The sequence below is a fragment of the uncultured Brachybacterium sp. genome (assembly GCF_947500705.1).
GTDB lineage: Bacteria > Actinomycetota > Actinomycetes > Actinomycetales > Dermabacteraceae > Brachybacterium.
Genome location: NZ_CANMSY010000001.1, coordinates 631,380 through 646,509, shown reverse-complemented (window position 1 = coordinate 646,509; position 15,130 = coordinate 631,380). Strand labels below are relative to the sequence as shown.

Here is a 15,130-nt window from a genome sequence, read left to right as displayed (position 1 = left end):
TCCGGTGGCCAGATCTCCGCTGGCCAGATCTCCGGTGGCGCGTGATCAGCTCAGAACGGGTTCGGGGTCAGCGTGTACTTCGACTGCAGGTACTCGTGGATCCCTTCGGCGCCGCCCTCCCGGCCCAGACCCGACATCTTCCACCCGCCGAAGGGCGCGGCCGCATTGGAGACCACGCCCACGTTCAGGCCCATCATCCCGGTCTCCAGGCGCTCGATCATGCGCTGACCGCGGGCGAGATCCTTCGTAAAGACGTAGGAGACCAGCCCGTACTCGGTGTCGTTCGCGAGCCGCACCGCCTCGTCCTCGGTGTCGAAGGGCACGATCGCGAGCACCGGCCCGAAGATCTCCTCCCGCAGCAGGGCGCTGCCCTCCCGGACGTCCGTGAGCACCGTGGCCTCGAAGAAGGTGCCCGGACGGTCGATGCGGGAGCCGCCGGTGGTGACGTTCGCGCCGCGTTCGACGGCATCGGAGACGAGGGTCCGGGCCTTCTCGACCGCGTCCTCGTCGATCAGGGGGCCGATGGTCACGCCGTCCTCGGTGCCGCGGCCCACGCCGAAGCCCGCGACCTCCTCGGTGACCCGGCGGGCGAACTCGTCCGCGAGCGAGCGGTGCACGAGGAAGCGGTTCGCCGCGGTGCAGGCCTGGCCGATGTTGCGGAACTTCGCCGCGAGCGCGCCCTGGACCGCCTGGTCCAGGTCCGCGTCCTCGAAGACCACGAAGGGAGCGTTCCCGCCCAGCTCCATCGAGGTGCGCAGCACGCCGGGCGCGGCCTGCGCCAGCAGCGACTGGCCCACCTCGGTGGAGCCGGTGAAGGAGAGCTTGCGCAGGCGACGGTCGGCGAGGATCGGCTCGGAGACCGCGCGGGAGGAGCGGGAGGTGACCACGTTGACCACGCCTGCGGGCAGCCCGGCCTCCTCCAGCAGCTGCACGAAGTACAGGGTGGTCAGCGGGGTCAGCTGAGGCGGCTTGATCACCACGGTGCAGCCGGCCGCGAGCGCGGGTGCGATCTTGCGGGTCGCCATCGCCAGCGGGAAGTTCCACGGCGTGATCAGGTAGCACGGACCCACCGGGTGCTGGGAGACGATCATCCGCCCGGAGCCCTCGGGGGTCGCGCCGTAGCGGCCCTGGACCCGCACGGCCTCCTCGCTGAACCAGCGCAGGAACTCCCCTCCGTAGGTGACCTCGCCGCGGGCCTCCTTCAGCGGCTTGCCCATCTCGAGCGTCATCAGCAGGGCGAACTCCTCGGCCCGCTCCTGCAACAGGTCGAAGGCGCGCCGCAACAGCTCACCGCGCTCGCGGGCGGGGGTGGCCGCCCAGGCGGGGAAGGCGTCGGCGGTCGCATCCATCGCGGCTTGGGCATCGCCGGGCGTGGCGGAGGCGATGGTGCGCAGCACCTCGCCGGTGGACGGGTCGCGCACCTCGAGGGTGGCACCGTCCTCGGCGGCCCGCCAGGTCCCGCCGATGAACAGTCCGTCGGGCACGTTCTCGAGCAGGTCCTGCTCGCGGTTCTCGGTCATGATTCTCCTTGCGCGGTGGATGGGACGTCTCGGGATCAGGACCCTGGCAGCAGGTTCCCTCGGAAGAACTCTGCCAGGCTCTCGGTGTCGGTGAGGGAAGGTGTCGAGATCCGCGCCGGCGGGGGTGTGGGCGAGCACGGGGGAGTCGGGCGCGGTCTCCAGCCACTGCGCCCAGGACCTCAGCGCCGACTCCTGCGCGTCGGGTGCGGCGCCGTCGGCGAAGGCGTAGAGGCGCCAGCGGCCGTCGGCCCGCGCGTGGTGGCCGCGGTGGACCGGATTGGTGTCGCTGACCCGCACCACCTGCTCGGACTTGAATCGCTTGCCGATCGGGAACCCGGTGGCGAGCCCCTGGTTCCTGCCCTCGGAGGTGAGCATCGAGTCCGAGTACTCGGTCATGAATAGGTGTCCAGCAGCGCCGCAGGGCTGCGTCCGGAGAGCACATGCCCGAGCTTCCAGGCGCGGTTGACGCCGTCCTGCATCGAGACGTTCATGCCCTGGCCCGCCTTCGCGGAGTGGGTATGGCAGGCGTCACCGATGATGAACATGCGCGGGACGCGGGTGCCGCGCTCCTGGGGGAGCACGTCGTCGAAGCGGTCGGTGAGGCGGTGGCCCACCTCGTAGATGCTGGACCAGGCGATATCGCGCACCTCGAGCGTGTACGGGTGCAGGATCTCGTCGGCGCGGGCGATCACCGTCTCCATCGGGGTCCTCCGCATGGCGCCGGCGTCGTCCTGCGGGGTCCACCCCACCCGTCGGACCATGCTCCGCACCTCCTCACCTGCCGATTGTGGATAACCATTCCCTGTGGAGGAAGGAATGGCCGACGACTCGACTGGCGTGGCATTTCTGGCACGTTCTGTGAGTTATCCACATTTCGCGAGCGCCCTGTCGATCGTCTGTGCATTCCGATAAAATTGAGGTGTTGGACGGGCAGAGAGGCACGCCCGCGCGACACTCGGAAGTCGCGACCGGACGCGAGGCAGCAGGGAGGTGGAGCGCTATGAGCGCCGTGGAGGATCCGTCGTCGCTGTTCGATGAAGAGCGCCGTGCTGAACCTGCCGACGCCACGTTCCTCGCCTCCCTCCCTCCGCACCTGCAGCGCGTCACAGCGCGCGTGCCGCTCACCCGTGAGTCACTGCCGCGCCGCGGTAAGAGCATGGATGATCCCCAGCTCAGCGAGGCTACTCAACATGTCTGGGACGCGGAGAAGCGGACCGCTCTCTGCCTGGCGGACAAGTACCGCGCCTTGGCGGACCTCTTTGAGCACGATGGCGGGTACGAGGAAGTCACCGAACTTGATGACGTGGATACTCTGCGTGCCGGTCTCGCGCTGAGGGTGACCCGTAGTGCCGCGGGCTGGCAGCTGAGGGATGCCTACCAAGCTGTGCACCTCTTCCCGCAGTGCCTCTCGGCGCTGGAATCCGGAGCGTTTCCAGCGGCATGGTTCCAGAAGATGCTGAAAACCTCTCGGCAGCTCTCTGACAGCTCCCGCAAGAATCTTGATATCGCCGTCGCCTCCTGGTCCCCGGATATCACCGCGGAACGATTCTTCACCCTGCTGAAGAAACTCATCGCCCTGCTCGAACAGCGCGAGGATCGCCCGGATCCACTGTCCTCTCTCACCCGCAGCGTCGACCTGCTGCCGAGCGTGGAACCCGGAATGGGAACGATTCAGATCAACGGCCCGATCCCGGACATCCTTGCGCAGTGGAAGCAGCTCGACGAGTCCGCGCGTGCGGTCCAGGCTGCCCAACGTGCTGCTCTGCGCGACGGCACCCCGATCCCCCATGACCCGGACGGCACCGTCCTGGACACGGGGAAGGCGTTGCCCCTGAGCCAGCTGAGGTTCGCGCTCATGGCCACGGCAGCCCTGGATCTCGACGGCGTGCATGTTCCCGCAGAGCGATTCCGTCTGAACATCACCATCCCCGCGCTCACCCTCCTCGGCGCCTCGGATGAGCCCGGCAGCCTCGACGGCACCATTCCGCTGCCTCCAGCACTGGCCCGCTCCCTCGCTGGCAGCACCGACACCTGGTACCGCGTCCTCACCGACGCGTGCAGCGGGGCCTTCCTGCCGCTCCCTGCCGACAAGTTCGAACCCACCGCCGCCATGCTCGAGCATCTCCGGCTCCGCAACGCCCAGTGCGCAGTCCCCGGATGCACCCGTCCCGTCTCCTGGGCCTCGGAGTGCGACCACATCGAGGAGTGCCTGCGCGGCACCCCGGGGGCGGGCGGGCTCACCGAGATCGAGAACCTCCACCTGCTGTGCTGGCAGCACCACCTCGACAAGACCAACGGCCTGCTGGACCCCACCCGCCTCCAGACCCGCCCCACCGAGCCTGGGCGCACCCGCTGGGCCGTCGGCCGCCACGGCGACGTCGTCACCGTGATCGACGACCTCGACACCGCGAGCATCCAGATCGCCGAAGACCTCGAACGCGCCTGGATCGCCTTCCTTCGCGGTACGTACGCCGGGGAACCGGCCACGGAGCCTGTGACCAGCGAGGCTGAGCCTCCATCCCCGCCCCGGACCCCGCCTCCGCGCCCGCCTCGGATCCCGCCCCCGCCGCCACCTCCACCGCCCCCACCGGGCGGGACCGAGATTCCACCCGGTCCGTGGGATCACGAAGGGCCCCCGCCCTTCTGACGCACACGTGCCCGGCGCTCTGGACTCACGACCGCCAGCCTCCGCCGCAGGCCGCACTCCGCCGCACCCGGCGCATGCTCCCGTGCTCCGGGGCGCCGGTATGCCCAGGACCTGCCGGTTGTGTACAGCGGCGCCGACTGTCGGTCCTCGCTCGTAGGCTCGGGGCATGAAGATCCTGCACACCTCGGACTGGCACCTGGGACGCACTCTGCACAAGGTCGACCTGCACGAGCACCAGGCCGCCTTCCTCGACTGGCTGGTGGCCCTGGTCAAAGCCGAACAGGTCGACGTCGTCGTCATTCCTGGGGATATCTACGACCGGGCCGTTCCCGCGGTGACCAGCGTGAAGCTGCTCGATTCCGCCCTCGCCCGCCTCGCGGAGACCGGCGCCACCGTGGTGCTCACCTCCGGCAACCACGACTCCCCGGAACGGCTCGGCTTCGGCCGCTCCCTGATGCGCTCCGGGATCCACCTGCTCACCGACGTCCCAGGCATCGAGCACCCGGTGAGCGTCGAAGATGAGCACGGCGAGGTGCTCTTCTTCGGCCTGCCCTATCTCGAACCCGATCGCGCCCGCACCGAGCTGGTCGCCGACGGGGAGCCGCCGCTGGCCCGCAGCCACGAGGCCGTCACCCGCGCCGCCCTGGAGCGCGTGCACGAACGCGCTGCCGCGCACCCCGGCGCCCGCACCGTAGTGCTCGCCCACACCTTCGTCACCGGCGGCGAGGCCAGCGAGTCCGAACGCGACCTCTCCGTCGGCGGCGTCGACTCCGTCCCCGCCGGCGTGCTCGGCGGCATCGACTACCTCGCCCTCGGGCACCTCCACGGCTGCCAGGACCTCACCCGCGCCGTCGGCGCCCCCGCCTGGTACTCCGGCTCCCCGCTCGCCTTCTCCTTCTCCGAGCGTCGCCACCGCAAGTCCGTGCTGCTGGTCGAGCTCGGCGCCCCGGCAGAGAACGGCCGCGCGGCAGTGTCCGTGGAACGGATCCAGACCCCTGTCCCGCGACCCCTCACCGAGGTGCGCGGAACCCTCGAGAAGATCCTCGACCATCGCGACGAGCACGGCGGCGACTGGATCAAGGCGGTCGTCACCGACCCAGCCCGCCCCGCCCACCTGCAGGAACAGCTGCGCGAGGCGTACCCCCACCTGCTGCTCACCGAGTATGCGCCGGAGGGAAGGGAGTCACGCGCGGGCACCCCGGTGGTGCGTCGTGAGCAGAACCCACTCGAGGTGATGGACGAGTTCCTCGCCCACGTCACCGGCGCCGCACCCACTCCCGCTGAGCATGACGTCCTGGACCGCGCCTACGCCGCGGTGCGCCACCAGAAAGAGGCCTCGTGAAGCTCCACCACCTGCGACTGACCGGGATCGGTCCCTTCGCGAGCACCGTAGAGATCGACTTCGCCGCCCTCGGCGCGAGCGGCATGTTCCTGCTCGAGGGCCCCACCGGCTCCGGGAAGTCCACGATCCTCGATGCGATCGTCTACGCCCTGTACGGGCAGGTCGCCGGCGCCGTCACGAGCGGTGACAGGATCCGCTCCCAGTTCGCCGCATCCACCGAGGCGAGCGTCGTGGACCTGGTGTTCGAGACCGCCTCCGGGATCTACCGGGTGCGGCGGCAGCCCGAGTTCCAACGCCAGAAGCTCCGCGGCACCGGCACCACCAAGGAGCAGGCCAGAGCGGTGCTCTGGCGGATCGGCTCCCCGCAGCTGATCGCCGATGTCATCGCCGACACCGCCGGCGGCGGCAGCGGCGTCGACGCGATCGCGACCCGCATCGACGAGGTGGGCCGCGAGATCCAACGCGCCGTCGGCCTCACCCGCGACCAGTTCACCCAGACCGTCCTGCTACCCCAGAACGAGTTCGCACGCTTCCTGCGCGCCGGCACCGGGGAGCGCCAGGCGGTGCTGCAGCGCGTGTTCGGCACCGAGACCTATGCCGAGGTGGAAAAGCAGCTGGAGGAGATGCGCAAGCAGGCCAGACGTGAGGTCGACGCCGCCCAGCAGACCCTCGGCACCGCGCTCGCCCGCTTCACCGAGGCCGCCGCGCTCGAGGCCGAGGAGAGCGCCGCGCTCGACGAGCACGCGAAGGCGCTGCGGCTGACACCGCTGGCCGCGTTCGCCGACGAGCATCTCGCGGTGGTGACCGCCCGGGCCGACGAAGCCCGCGGCGCGGCAGAGAAGGCAGGGACCGCCGAGCAGGCCGCCCGCGACGTCGCCGAGTCCGCCACCATCGCCCGCCAACGTGTCGATCGGCGTCGCGAACTCGATGCCCTGGCCGAGAGCCTCACGGCGGAGAAGCCCGCCTTCGAGACCGCCCGCACCTCGCTGCAGCACGATGAGATGGCGCGACCCGTCGTCGAGGTGCTGCGCCGCCGCGACGCCGCCTCCACCAAGGTGGCCTCCGCGGTCGAGGCTCTCGCTCAGCTGGCGAGCGCCACCCGACCGCAGCAGAGCGAGCTCGTGGACCTGCTGGAGGCAGAGGGGGCCGCCGAGCAGCTGACGGCCGCCGCCGACGACGCGACCACCGCGGCCGGCGCGCTCAAGGACCTCGCCGAGCTCGAGACAGCACTGCCTGCGCGCGAGCAGAAGCTCACCGCGCGACGCGACCAGCTCACCACGGCGACGAACGCCCTCAGCACCCTCACCGAGCAGCTCGGGGCACGGCCTGCCCGACGCACCGCGCAGATCACGGCGCGGGACGCAGCCCGCAAGGCCGGCGCCCTGCTGGGAGATGCACGCCTCGCACTGCGCGCAGCAGAGGAGCGACAGCACGCCACGACCGCGGCCGTCGCCCAGGAGAAGAAGGTCGAGACCCTGCGCGCACAGACGGCCACCACCCTGCGCACCGCCCAGGAACGGGCCGCGACAGAAACCGAGCTGCGGCGCCGACGCTTCGCCGGGATCGCCGCCGAGCTCGCCGTCGACCTGCACGACGGTGACTCCTGCCCCGTCTGCGGCGCCGTCGAGCACCCCCACCCGGCAGGAGCTGCGGAAGACGCCGTCAGCCCCGAGCAGGTCGAAGCCGCCGAGAAGGAACGCCAGACCGCCGAGGCGGCGCACGCCCGCGCCGACCAAGCCCACGCTCTGGCCGGCCAGGAGCTCGCCAGGCTTCGCGAGGCCGCCGGAGACCTCACCCCCGAGACCGCGAAGACCGCCGTCGACAGCGCGCAGAGCGAGGTCAAGACCGCCCGGGACGCCGAGAAGAGGGCAGCGGAGCTCGAGACGGCACTGACCGCCTTCGACGGGGAGACCGAGCGCCTCACCCTGCGCAAGCAGGCCGACGCCCTCGCCGTCGAACGCGAGAGCACCTCGATCACCGCCGCGGCCGACTCCCTCGCGAGCGACCGCCTCAAAGTCACCGAGGCCCGCGGGGAGGACGAGTCGATCGCCGCACGGCGGCGTGGCCACAGCGCCCGAGCCCGCGCCGCGACCGCGCTGCGGGAAGCGCTGCGCAGCCGGGCCGAGGCCGAGCAGCGCGCCGCCGAGCTCGCCGACGAGGCTGCGACATCGCTGGCCGCCAGCGGGTTCGCCACTGCTGAGGAGGTCCGTGCCGCGGTGCTCGCCGCGGAAGAGCGTCAGCGCCTGCAGAAGCTCGTGCAGGCCCGAGCCGTCGCGGAGACCCGACATGCCGAGGGAATGGCCGAGGAGGGCATCGCGCAGGTCTCGGCGACCGACGAGGCCAGGGCGGCAGTCGAAGCCGCCAGGGTCGCCGCCGGGGAGAAGCTCAGCGCCGCGCAGGCTGCCACCCGTGAGGCCGGCGGGCTTGCCGCCCGACATCGCGGCATCGCCGAGCGCAGCACTACCGCCCGCACCGCGCTGGAGGCCGCGTCGGCCCAGGTGCGCAGCGTCAGCGAGGACGCCGGCATCACCGTGCGCGTCGCCGACCTCGCCACGGGCCGCTCGGCCGACGGGGAGCGCGTGCAGCTGTCCACCTACGTGCTGATGTGGCGGCTGGACGCCGTGATCGAGGCCGCCAACGCCCGTCTCGCCCTGTTCTCCGGCTCCGATCTCGAGCTGCTGCGTGACACCGGTGCTCGTGGCGCCAAGAAGACCGGCCTTGACCTGCTGGTCCTGGACCGACGCACCGACCAGGTGCGCGTGCCCGAGACCCTCTCCGGCGGCGAGACCTTCTTCGTCTCCCTCGCGCTCGCACTGGGCCTCGCGGACATCGTCATGGGCGAGGCCGGGGGAGTGCAGATGGAGACCCTCTTCATCGACGAGGGCTTCGGCAGCCTGGACCCCGAGACCCTCGAGACCGTGGTGCGAGAGATCGGCCGGCTCGCCGAGAGCGGCCGCGTGATCGGGATCGTCAGCCACGTCGGCGACATGAAAGCCCAGATCGCCGAGCAGATCCACGTGCGCCGCGGCGCCGACAGCCGCTCCACGCTGAGCATCACGGCCTGACGGGCGGGACCAGGCCGCGCAGCATCAGTTCGAGCCCATCGTGGAAGGCGGCGAGGGTTAGCCCGGCCCGCCCCGCGACCGCGCTCTGAGGGTCTCAGAACTCCCGACGGAACAGATCCTCGACCTCGTCGTCGCCGTCCTCCCCGCCGGCCCCTCGCCGCCGCTCCTCCCGCGCGAACAGCGGCACCCGCCAACGGGTCAGCAGGGGAGCGAGCAGCGCCCCGGCCCAGGCTCCGGCGGCGTTGGCCAGCAGATCCTCGATGTCCGCGATACGCACCCCGCAGGGATAGATCCCGAACGCCCCGGTGAACTGGGTGAGCTCGATCAGTGCGGACAGCAGCACGGCCAGGGCGAGCGAGGTGGTGGTGTCCTGGCGGAACACGCCCCGCAGGATCAGCCCGAGCGGCACGAACAGCGCCATGTTCATGAGGATCTGCAGCACCGGGAAGCTGGTCGCCAGCTCCAGCAGACCGGCGCCACCGCGCTGCATCCCCAGCAGCTCGGAGAGGGTGTGGAAGGGGTCCAGCCGCAGCGCACCGCCCGAGCGGCTGCGGCAGGTGGTCGCGACGTCATAGGCTGGGGCGATCGTGAGCCCGGCGAGCGACATCGTGTACACGCAGATCGTGGCCACCGCACTCAGCCGGGAGGGCCGCACCCGCCCGAAGCGCCGTCGCTGCAGCCACATCGCGGGCAGCAGGATCATGGCGAAGACGCCGAGCCCGCCCGCGATGCCCACCAGGGCCAGCCGCATCAACTCGTTCACAGGTGCACCGTAAGGTCTGCTGCTGAGTACCGGCCACACCGGTCCGCCACCTTCCTGCAGGAGCTGACATGTCCCCCTCCCCAGCCGCACCGCGTCCCACCCTCCGCACGGCACCCCTGAGCCCCGGCTCGCAGATCGTGGGGACCGGCCACTACCGGCCTGAGCGCGTGATGACCAATCAGGATCTCGAGCAGCTGGTCGAGACCAACGACGAATGGATCCGGCAGCGCACCGGGATCGAGTCCCGGCGCATCGCCGCCGCGGGCGAAGGGGTGCCGGAGATGGCGGCCGCCGCGGCCCGCGCCGCGCTCGCCGACGCCGGCGTGGACCCCTCCGAGGTCACCCAGATCATCGTCGCGACCTGCTCGAACGAGGAACGCTCACCGAGCGCCGCCGGCCGCGTCGCCCAGGCGCTCGGCATCCCCGCCCCCGCCGCCTTCGAGGTGGGCGCGGCCTGCTCCGGCTTCGAGCACGCCCTCGCCGTCGCCGACATGTCGATCCGCACCGGCGCGTCCTCGGTCTCCCTGGTGATCGGCGCCGAGAAGCTCTCCGCCTTCACCGACTACACCGACCGCACCACCTGCATCCTCACGGCCGACGGGGCGGGAGCGATGCTCCTGCGGGCGAGCGAGGAGCCCGGCATCGCCCCCGTCGTGTGGGGCACGGAGCCCGAGCTGGCCGACGCCGTCACCATCAACGCCGTCACCACCAACGCCGTCACCACCAACGCCGACGCCGCCGGCGAGGGCCCCTATTTCGCGCAGCAGGGCCGCCAGGTGCTCGGCTGGGCGCTGCGCGAGGCGCCCGGCATCGCCCGACGAATCGTCGAGGCGGCAGGCCTCGGCATCGAGGACATCGACGTGTTCGTCCCCCACCAGGCCAATCTGCGAATGATCGAGCCGCTCGCCGCCGCCCTCGGCCTGCGGGAGGACGCCGTGGTCGCGGACGACATCATCACCTCCGGCAACACGTCCGCTGCGACCATCCCGCTGGCCATCTCCCGGCTGCGCGAGGCCGGGCGGATCCCCGCCGGGGCCACGGCGCTGCTGATCGGGTTCGGCGGTGGGTTCGCCTGGGCCGGCCAGGTGGTGCGGCTGCCGTGATCCGGGGGCGTTCCTCGTCTGGCCCGTCGGCCATTCCCTATAGGATGGACGAGGCCCTGCAGACGCTTTCCCGGCTCGCCCTCTCCGGCGTCCGGTCGCGTGCTGCGCACCGCCCCCATCCCTGAACATCCTGGAGGAAGATCGTGGTGGACTCCCTGACCGTCCAGGTCATCGTGACTGTCCTGGTCGGACTGGCCTACGTCGTGGGCCTCATGGGCATCGTCGTTCCCGTGCTGCCCGGCACCATCACGCTCGTGGTCGCGACGCTGATCTGGGCGATCGTGATCGGCGGCTGGACCGCCTGGATCGCGTTCGCGATCGTGCTGATCCTGGGCGCGATCGGCATGACCACCAGCTATGTCCTCACCGGGAAGCGGCTGCACGCGGCCGAGGTGCCGATGTGGCCGGTCTATGTGGGCATCGCCGCCGGCATCGTCGGCATCTTCGTGATCCCCTTCCTGGGCCTGCCGATCGGCTTCCTGATCGGTCTGTACGTCTCCGAGGCGCTGCGGCAGAAGGACTGGAAGAAGGGCGTCACCTCGGCCTGGGTGGCGATCAAGGCGCTCGGCACCGGCATCCTCATCGAGTTCGGCCTCGCGATGCTCGCCACGATCACCTTCGCGATCGCGGTCGTCGTGCACTTCGTGACCGCATGACCCCGCCCACCCAGCGCCAGCACCCGGTCTCCCAGCACCCCGCCGTCCTCGTCCCTGGCCTGAAGCGCCTGCTCAAGGGCTCGTGGGAGCAGAAGCGATGGTTCGTCCTCGCCGTGCTCGGCGCGGTCGCCTTCGCCCTGCTGCAGATCGGGACCTCCGCCGTCATCGGCCGCGTCACCGAGCAGGTCATCGTGCCCTCCTTCGAGCGCGGCGAAGCGACGCCCGCCCTGCTCCTCGGCGGCGGCCTCGCGATCCTCGGCATCGCCGTGGCCCGCGCCGTGACCGTCATGGCCAGGCGCATCTTCGCCGCCGCCACCCAGTTCGATCTCTTCCGCCTCTACCGCGAACGGATCGTCGAGGTGTACGCGAAGGTGCCGCTGCTGTGGCATCGCCGCCAGGCCACCGGCACCCTGCTCTCCTCCGTCTACTCCGACGTCGAGGCGACCTTCTTCGCGATGGCGCCCTTCCCCTTCGCGCTGTCCACCCTCGTGATGCTGGTCTACGCGACGATCGTCGTGGCCCGCATCGACCCGACGATCCTGCTGATCATGCTCGCCCTGATCGTGCTGCTGATCATCCTCAACGTGATGCTGCAGCGCTTCGCCACCCCCATCGCGATGCGCTCCCAGCAGCTCCGAGCCGAGGTCGCCGAGATCGCCCACGAGTCCTTCGACGGCGCGAACGTGGTGAAGTCGCTGGGCCGCGAGGACGTCGAGGAGAAGCGCTTCAACCGCGCCGCCGATGACCTGCGCGAGACCGGTATCCGCTTCGGCTACATCCGCGGCTGGTTCGACCCCGCGATCGACGCCCTCCCCAATCTCGGCATCCTCGCCGTCGCCGTGCTCGGCGCCTGGCGGATCGGGGACGGGCACCTCACCACCGGCCAGCTGGTCGAGGTGGCGTATCTGTTCACCCTGATGTCGCTGCCGATCCGCTCCTTCGGCTGGGTGCTCGGCGACCTCTCCCGCACCGTCGTCGGCGGCGGCCGGGTCCAGCAGATCCTCGACGTGGCCGACGAGCGCACCTACGGCCCGGACCCGCTCCCGGAGGGCCCGGGGGTGCTCGAGATCGACCGCGTCTCCTTCGTCTACCTCGACGACCCCTCCCAGGTGATCCTCGGCCGCGGCGTCGACGGGGCGAACCTCGCACTGCGCAAGGGCCACGCACTGCACGACGTCAGCCTGCACGCCGACCCCTCTGCGGGCACCCGCGTGCTCGCCGTCGTCGGCGCCACCGGCTCCGGCAAGTCCAGCCTCGCACTGCTGGCCGCGGGCCTCGTCGCACCGACCAGCGGAACCGTGAGCCTCGACGGCGCCGAGCTGCGCACCCTCACCGCCGACGCCCTCACCGCGGACGTCGCCCTGGTGCTCCAGCAGGCCTTCGTGTTCGACGCGACCGTGCGCGAGAACGTCACCCTCGGCGAGGACCTCGACGAGGAGACGGTGCGCTGGGCGCTGCGGGTCGCCCAGGCCGAGACCTTCGTCGACGCCCTCCCCGAGGGGCTGGACACTGAGCTGGGGGAGCGCGGCGGCTCGCTCTCCGGCGGCCAGCGTCAGCGCATCGCCCTCGCCCGGGCCCTCGCCCGCCGGCCCCGGCTGCTGATCCTCGATGACGCCACCAGCGCCTGCGACCCGAGCGTCGAGCTCGCGATCCTCGACGGGATCCGCCGCGAGATGACCGAGTCGACCCTGCTGCTGATCGCCTATCGCAAATCCACCATCTCCCTCGCCGACCAGGTGGTCTTCCTCGACCACGGGCGCGTCTCGGACACCGGCACCCATGAGGAGCTGCGCACCCGCTCCGTCGGCTACCGCGCCCTGGTCGACGCCTACGACGAGGCCGCGATCTCCCACAACCTGCTCGAGGCCTCCGCCCCGCAGCCCAGCGACGGCCCCGACCCCGCGGTCGCCGTGCTCGCCGAGCGTGAGCGCACCGTCACCGGCGCGATCGCGATCCACGGCGCCACCGGCCGTCCTCGCCACGAGGAATCGGGGGCCGACGAGGGCGAGTGCGAGGTGCGCACCAGCACGGGCGCGCTTCCCGTCGTCCGCGCCGAGTCCGACCCCGTCGACGAGGAGAGCACCCGATGAACGCCGCCCCTGCTCCCCGCGCCGCTGCTCCCCGCGCCGCTGCTCCCCGCGCCGCTGCGGCTCCCGCCGCCTCTTCCGCCCTCGGGAGCGAGACCACGACCGACGAGGGCGCGATCGCCACGATCCGCCGCGGCCTCGCGCTGACCCCTGAGCTGCTGCGCGGGCTGTGGATCACGCTGCTGCTGGCCGTCATCGCGACCGCCGGCAAGGTGGTGGTGCCGATCGCGGTGCAGTCGATCCTGGACCGCGGGATCATCGCCCCCCAGACGCCCGACGTCGCCTACGTCGCCGGCGCCGCGGGACTCGCGGCCCTGGTGCTGCTGGTCACCGCCTCCTGCAACGTGCTGATGAACCGGCGCCTGTTCCGCCTTGCCGAGCACTCCCTGGCGACCCTGCGCAAGCGCGCCTTCCGCCATATCCACGACCTCTCCCTGCTCACCCAGGGCACCGAGCAGCGCGGTGCGCTGGTCTCCCGTGTGACCAGCGACGTCGATACCGTCAGCCAGTTCATGAGCTTCGGCGGGATCATGCTGGTGGTGATGAGCATGCAGCTCGTCCTGGCCACCGGGGTGATGGCCTTCTACTCCTGGCCGCTTGCCCTCGCGGTCTGGCTCTGCTACCTGCCGATCCTGGTCATCATGGGCTCGCTGCAGAAGCGCATCCGGGCCCGCTACCAGGTGGTGCGCACCAACGTCGGCCAGATGCTCGGCGCCGTCTCCGAGTCCCTCGTCGGCTCGGCCACCGTGCGCGCCTATGGCACCGAGGAGCGCACCCGCGCCTCCCAGGTGGGTCGCATCGGCGAGGTGCGCAACGCCCAGTTCGCGGTGCTGAAGCCCCAGTCCGCGTCCTTCTTCCTCTCGGAGACGGCCGACGGGCTCGCCACCGCCGTGGTGGTCGTGGTCGGCATCGTGCTGGGCACCGGCGCGCTCGGCATCGACCTGCCCGGCGCCGACCTCACCGCCGGCGGCGTGATCGCCTTCGTCTTCCTCGTCTCCCTGTTCAGCCAGCCCGTCCGGATGGGCATCGAGATGCTCTCCGAGGCGCAGAACGCGGTGGCCGGCTGGCGGCGCGTGCTCGGCGTGCTCGACACTCCGGCCGACGTCGCTGACCCCGCCGGCGCGATGGACCCCCACACCGGTCACCATCGCCCCCCGGCCCCCGGCGTGACCCCGCTGCCCGACGGACTGCTCGACATCGAGATCCGAGACCTGCGCTTCGCCTATCCCACCGGCCCCGAGGTGCTGCACGGCATCGACGTGACCATCCCCGCCCGCTCCCGGATCGCGATCGTGGGCGAGACCGGCAGCGGCAAGACCACCTTCGCCAAGCTGCTGACCCGCATGATGGACCCCGCGAGCGGCGAGATCCTGATCGGCGGGATCCCGCTGGATCTGGTGCCCTATGACTCCCTGCGCGCCCGCGTGATCATGGTCCCGCAGGAGGGCTTCCTCTTCGACACCTCGGTGGCCGGGAACCTGCTCTACGGCAAGCCCGACGCCACCACCGAGGACATGCAGCAGGCGCTCGAGGAGCTGGGCCTCCAGGCCTGGGCCGCGGAGCTGCCCGAGCGGCTTCAGACCCCCGTCGGCCAGCGCGGCGAATCCCTCAGCGCCGGCGAGCGGCAGCTGGTCGCGCTGGCCCGCGCCTATCTCGCCGATCCGGACGTCATCGTGCTCGACGAGGCCACCAGCGCCGTCGACCCCGCCGCAGATGTGCGCCTGCAGCAGGCGATCGACGGCCTCGCCCGCGGCCGCACCACCATCACCATCGCTCACCGGCTCTCCACCGCCGAGCGCGCGGACCGCATCATGGTGCTGGATCACGGCGACCTCGCGGAGCACGGCACCCACGCCGAGCTGGTCGCCCTCGAGGGCGGGATCTACGCCGGGCTGCACCGCTCCTGGGTCGCGCACCGCAGCGAGCGCTGACGCGGCGGATGCTCCG

General features: G+C 71.3%; 9 protein-coding genes and 1 pseudogene. 7 read left to right on the top strand and 3 right to left on the bottom strand.

Going from position 1 to position 15,130, the window contains the following annotated elements; genetic code table 11:
• Positions 1–50 precede the first annotated feature (50 nt).
• Together Q0937_RS02950 and Q0937_RS02945 are read right to left on the bottom strand one after the other, a co-directional pair.
• Positions 51–1,520 carry an NAD-dependent succinate-semialdehyde dehydrogenase gene (locus Q0937_RS02950; RefSeq protein WP_299299660.1) on the bottom strand — a complete coding sequence of 490 codons (1,470 nt, stop codon included), beginning with the start codon at positions 1,518–1,520 and terminating at the stop codon, positions 51–53.
• A gap of 96 nt (positions 1,521–1,616) precedes the next feature.
• Positions 1,617–2,251 (bottom strand): annotated as a pseudogene (locus tag Q0937_RS02945) (FAD-dependent monooxygenase); the annotation flags it as partial.
• Between the two features lie 269 nt (positions 2,252–2,520).
• On the opposite strand from Q0937_RS02945, the gene Q0937_RS02940 reads away from it, so the two are divergent.
• The 3 genes from Q0937_RS02940 (at position 2,521) to Q0937_RS02930 (ending at position 8,574) form a co-directional block, all read left to right on the top strand.
• Positions 2,521–4,167 carry an HNH endonuclease signature motif containing protein gene (locus Q0937_RS02940; protein ID WP_299299539.1) on the top strand — a complete coding sequence of 549 codons (1,647 nt, stop codon included), beginning with the start codon at positions 2,521–2,523 and terminating at the stop codon, positions 4,165–4,167.
• Between the two features lie 166 nt (positions 4,168–4,333).
• Positions 4,334–5,509, top strand: a complete 1,176-nt coding sequence (locus Q0937_RS02935; RefSeq protein ID WP_299299537.1) for an exonuclease SbcCD subunit D — start codon at positions 4,334–4,336, stop codon at positions 5,507–5,509.
• Positions 5,506–8,574, top strand: a complete 3,069-nt coding sequence (locus tag Q0937_RS02930) for an SMC family ATPase (RefSeq protein ID WP_299299535.1) — start codon at positions 5,506–5,508, stop codon at positions 8,572–8,574. The genes Q0937_RS02935 and Q0937_RS02930 overlap by 4 nt, the downstream gene beginning before the upstream one ends.
• Positions 8,575–8,668: 94 nt before the next feature.
• On the opposite strand, the gene Q0937_RS02925 is transcribed toward Q0937_RS02930, so the two are convergent.
• Positions 8,669–9,337, bottom strand: coding sequence for a VanZ family protein (locus Q0937_RS02925; RefSeq protein WP_299299533.1), 669 nt, complete (start codon positions 9,335–9,337; stop codon positions 8,669–8,671).
• Between the two features lie 68 nt (positions 9,338–9,405).
• On the opposite strand from Q0937_RS02925, the gene Q0937_RS02920 reads away from it, so the two are divergent.
• The 4 genes from Q0937_RS02920 (at position 9,406) to Q0937_RS02905 (ending at position 15,114) form a co-directional block, all read left to right on the top strand.
• A complete protein-coding gene (locus Q0937_RS02920) occupies positions 9,406–10,440 on the top strand; it encodes a beta-ketoacyl-ACP synthase 3 (protein ID WP_299299531.1) in 1,035 nt (344 codons plus the stop codon).
• 146 nt (positions 10,441–10,586) lie between these two features.
• Positions 10,587–11,096, top strand: coding sequence for a DUF456 domain-containing protein (locus Q0937_RS02915; protein WP_363323186.1), 510 nt, complete (start codon positions 10,587–10,589; stop codon positions 11,094–11,096).
• Complete coding sequence (locus tag Q0937_RS02910; protein WP_299299527.1) at positions 11,093–13,186, top strand: ABC transporter ATP-binding protein; 2,094 nt, start codon at positions 11,093–11,095, stop codon at positions 13,184–13,186. The genes Q0937_RS02915 and Q0937_RS02910 overlap by 4 nt, the downstream gene beginning before the upstream one ends.
• Positions 13,183–15,114, top strand: coding sequence for an ABC transporter ATP-binding protein (locus Q0937_RS02905; RefSeq protein WP_299299525.1), 1,932 nt, complete (start codon positions 13,183–13,185; stop codon positions 15,112–15,114). The genes Q0937_RS02910 and Q0937_RS02905 overlap by 4 nt, the downstream gene beginning before the upstream one ends.
• The last annotated feature ends 16 nt before the right edge of the window (positions 15,115–15,130 follow it).

Bases quoted from the DNA above. Each gene is read 5' to 3' on its own strand.
- Q0937_RS02910 (WP_299299527.1), top strand. From the start codon at position 11,093: ATGACCCCGCCCACCCAGCGCCAGCACCCGGTCTCCCAGCACCCCGCC.
- Q0937_RS02935 (WP_299299537.1), top strand. From the start codon at position 4,334: ATGAAGATCCTGCACACCTCGGACTGGCACCTGGGACGCACTCTGCAC.
- Q0937_RS02940 (WP_299299539.1), top strand. From the start codon at position 2,521: ATGAGCGCCGTGGAGGATCCGTCGTCGCTGTTCGATGAAGAGCGCCGT.
- Q0937_RS02950 (WP_299299660.1), bottom strand. From the start codon at position 1,520: ATGACCGAGAACCGCGAGCAGGACCTGCTCGAGAACGTGCCCGACGGA.
- Q0937_RS02905 (WP_299299525.1), top strand. From the start codon at position 13,183: ATGAACGCCGCCCCTGCTCCCCGCGCCGCTGCTCCCCGCGCCGCTGCT.
- Q0937_RS02920 (WP_299299531.1), top strand. From the start codon at position 9,406: ATGTCCCCCTCCCCAGCCGCACCGCGTCCCACCCTCCGCACGGCACCC.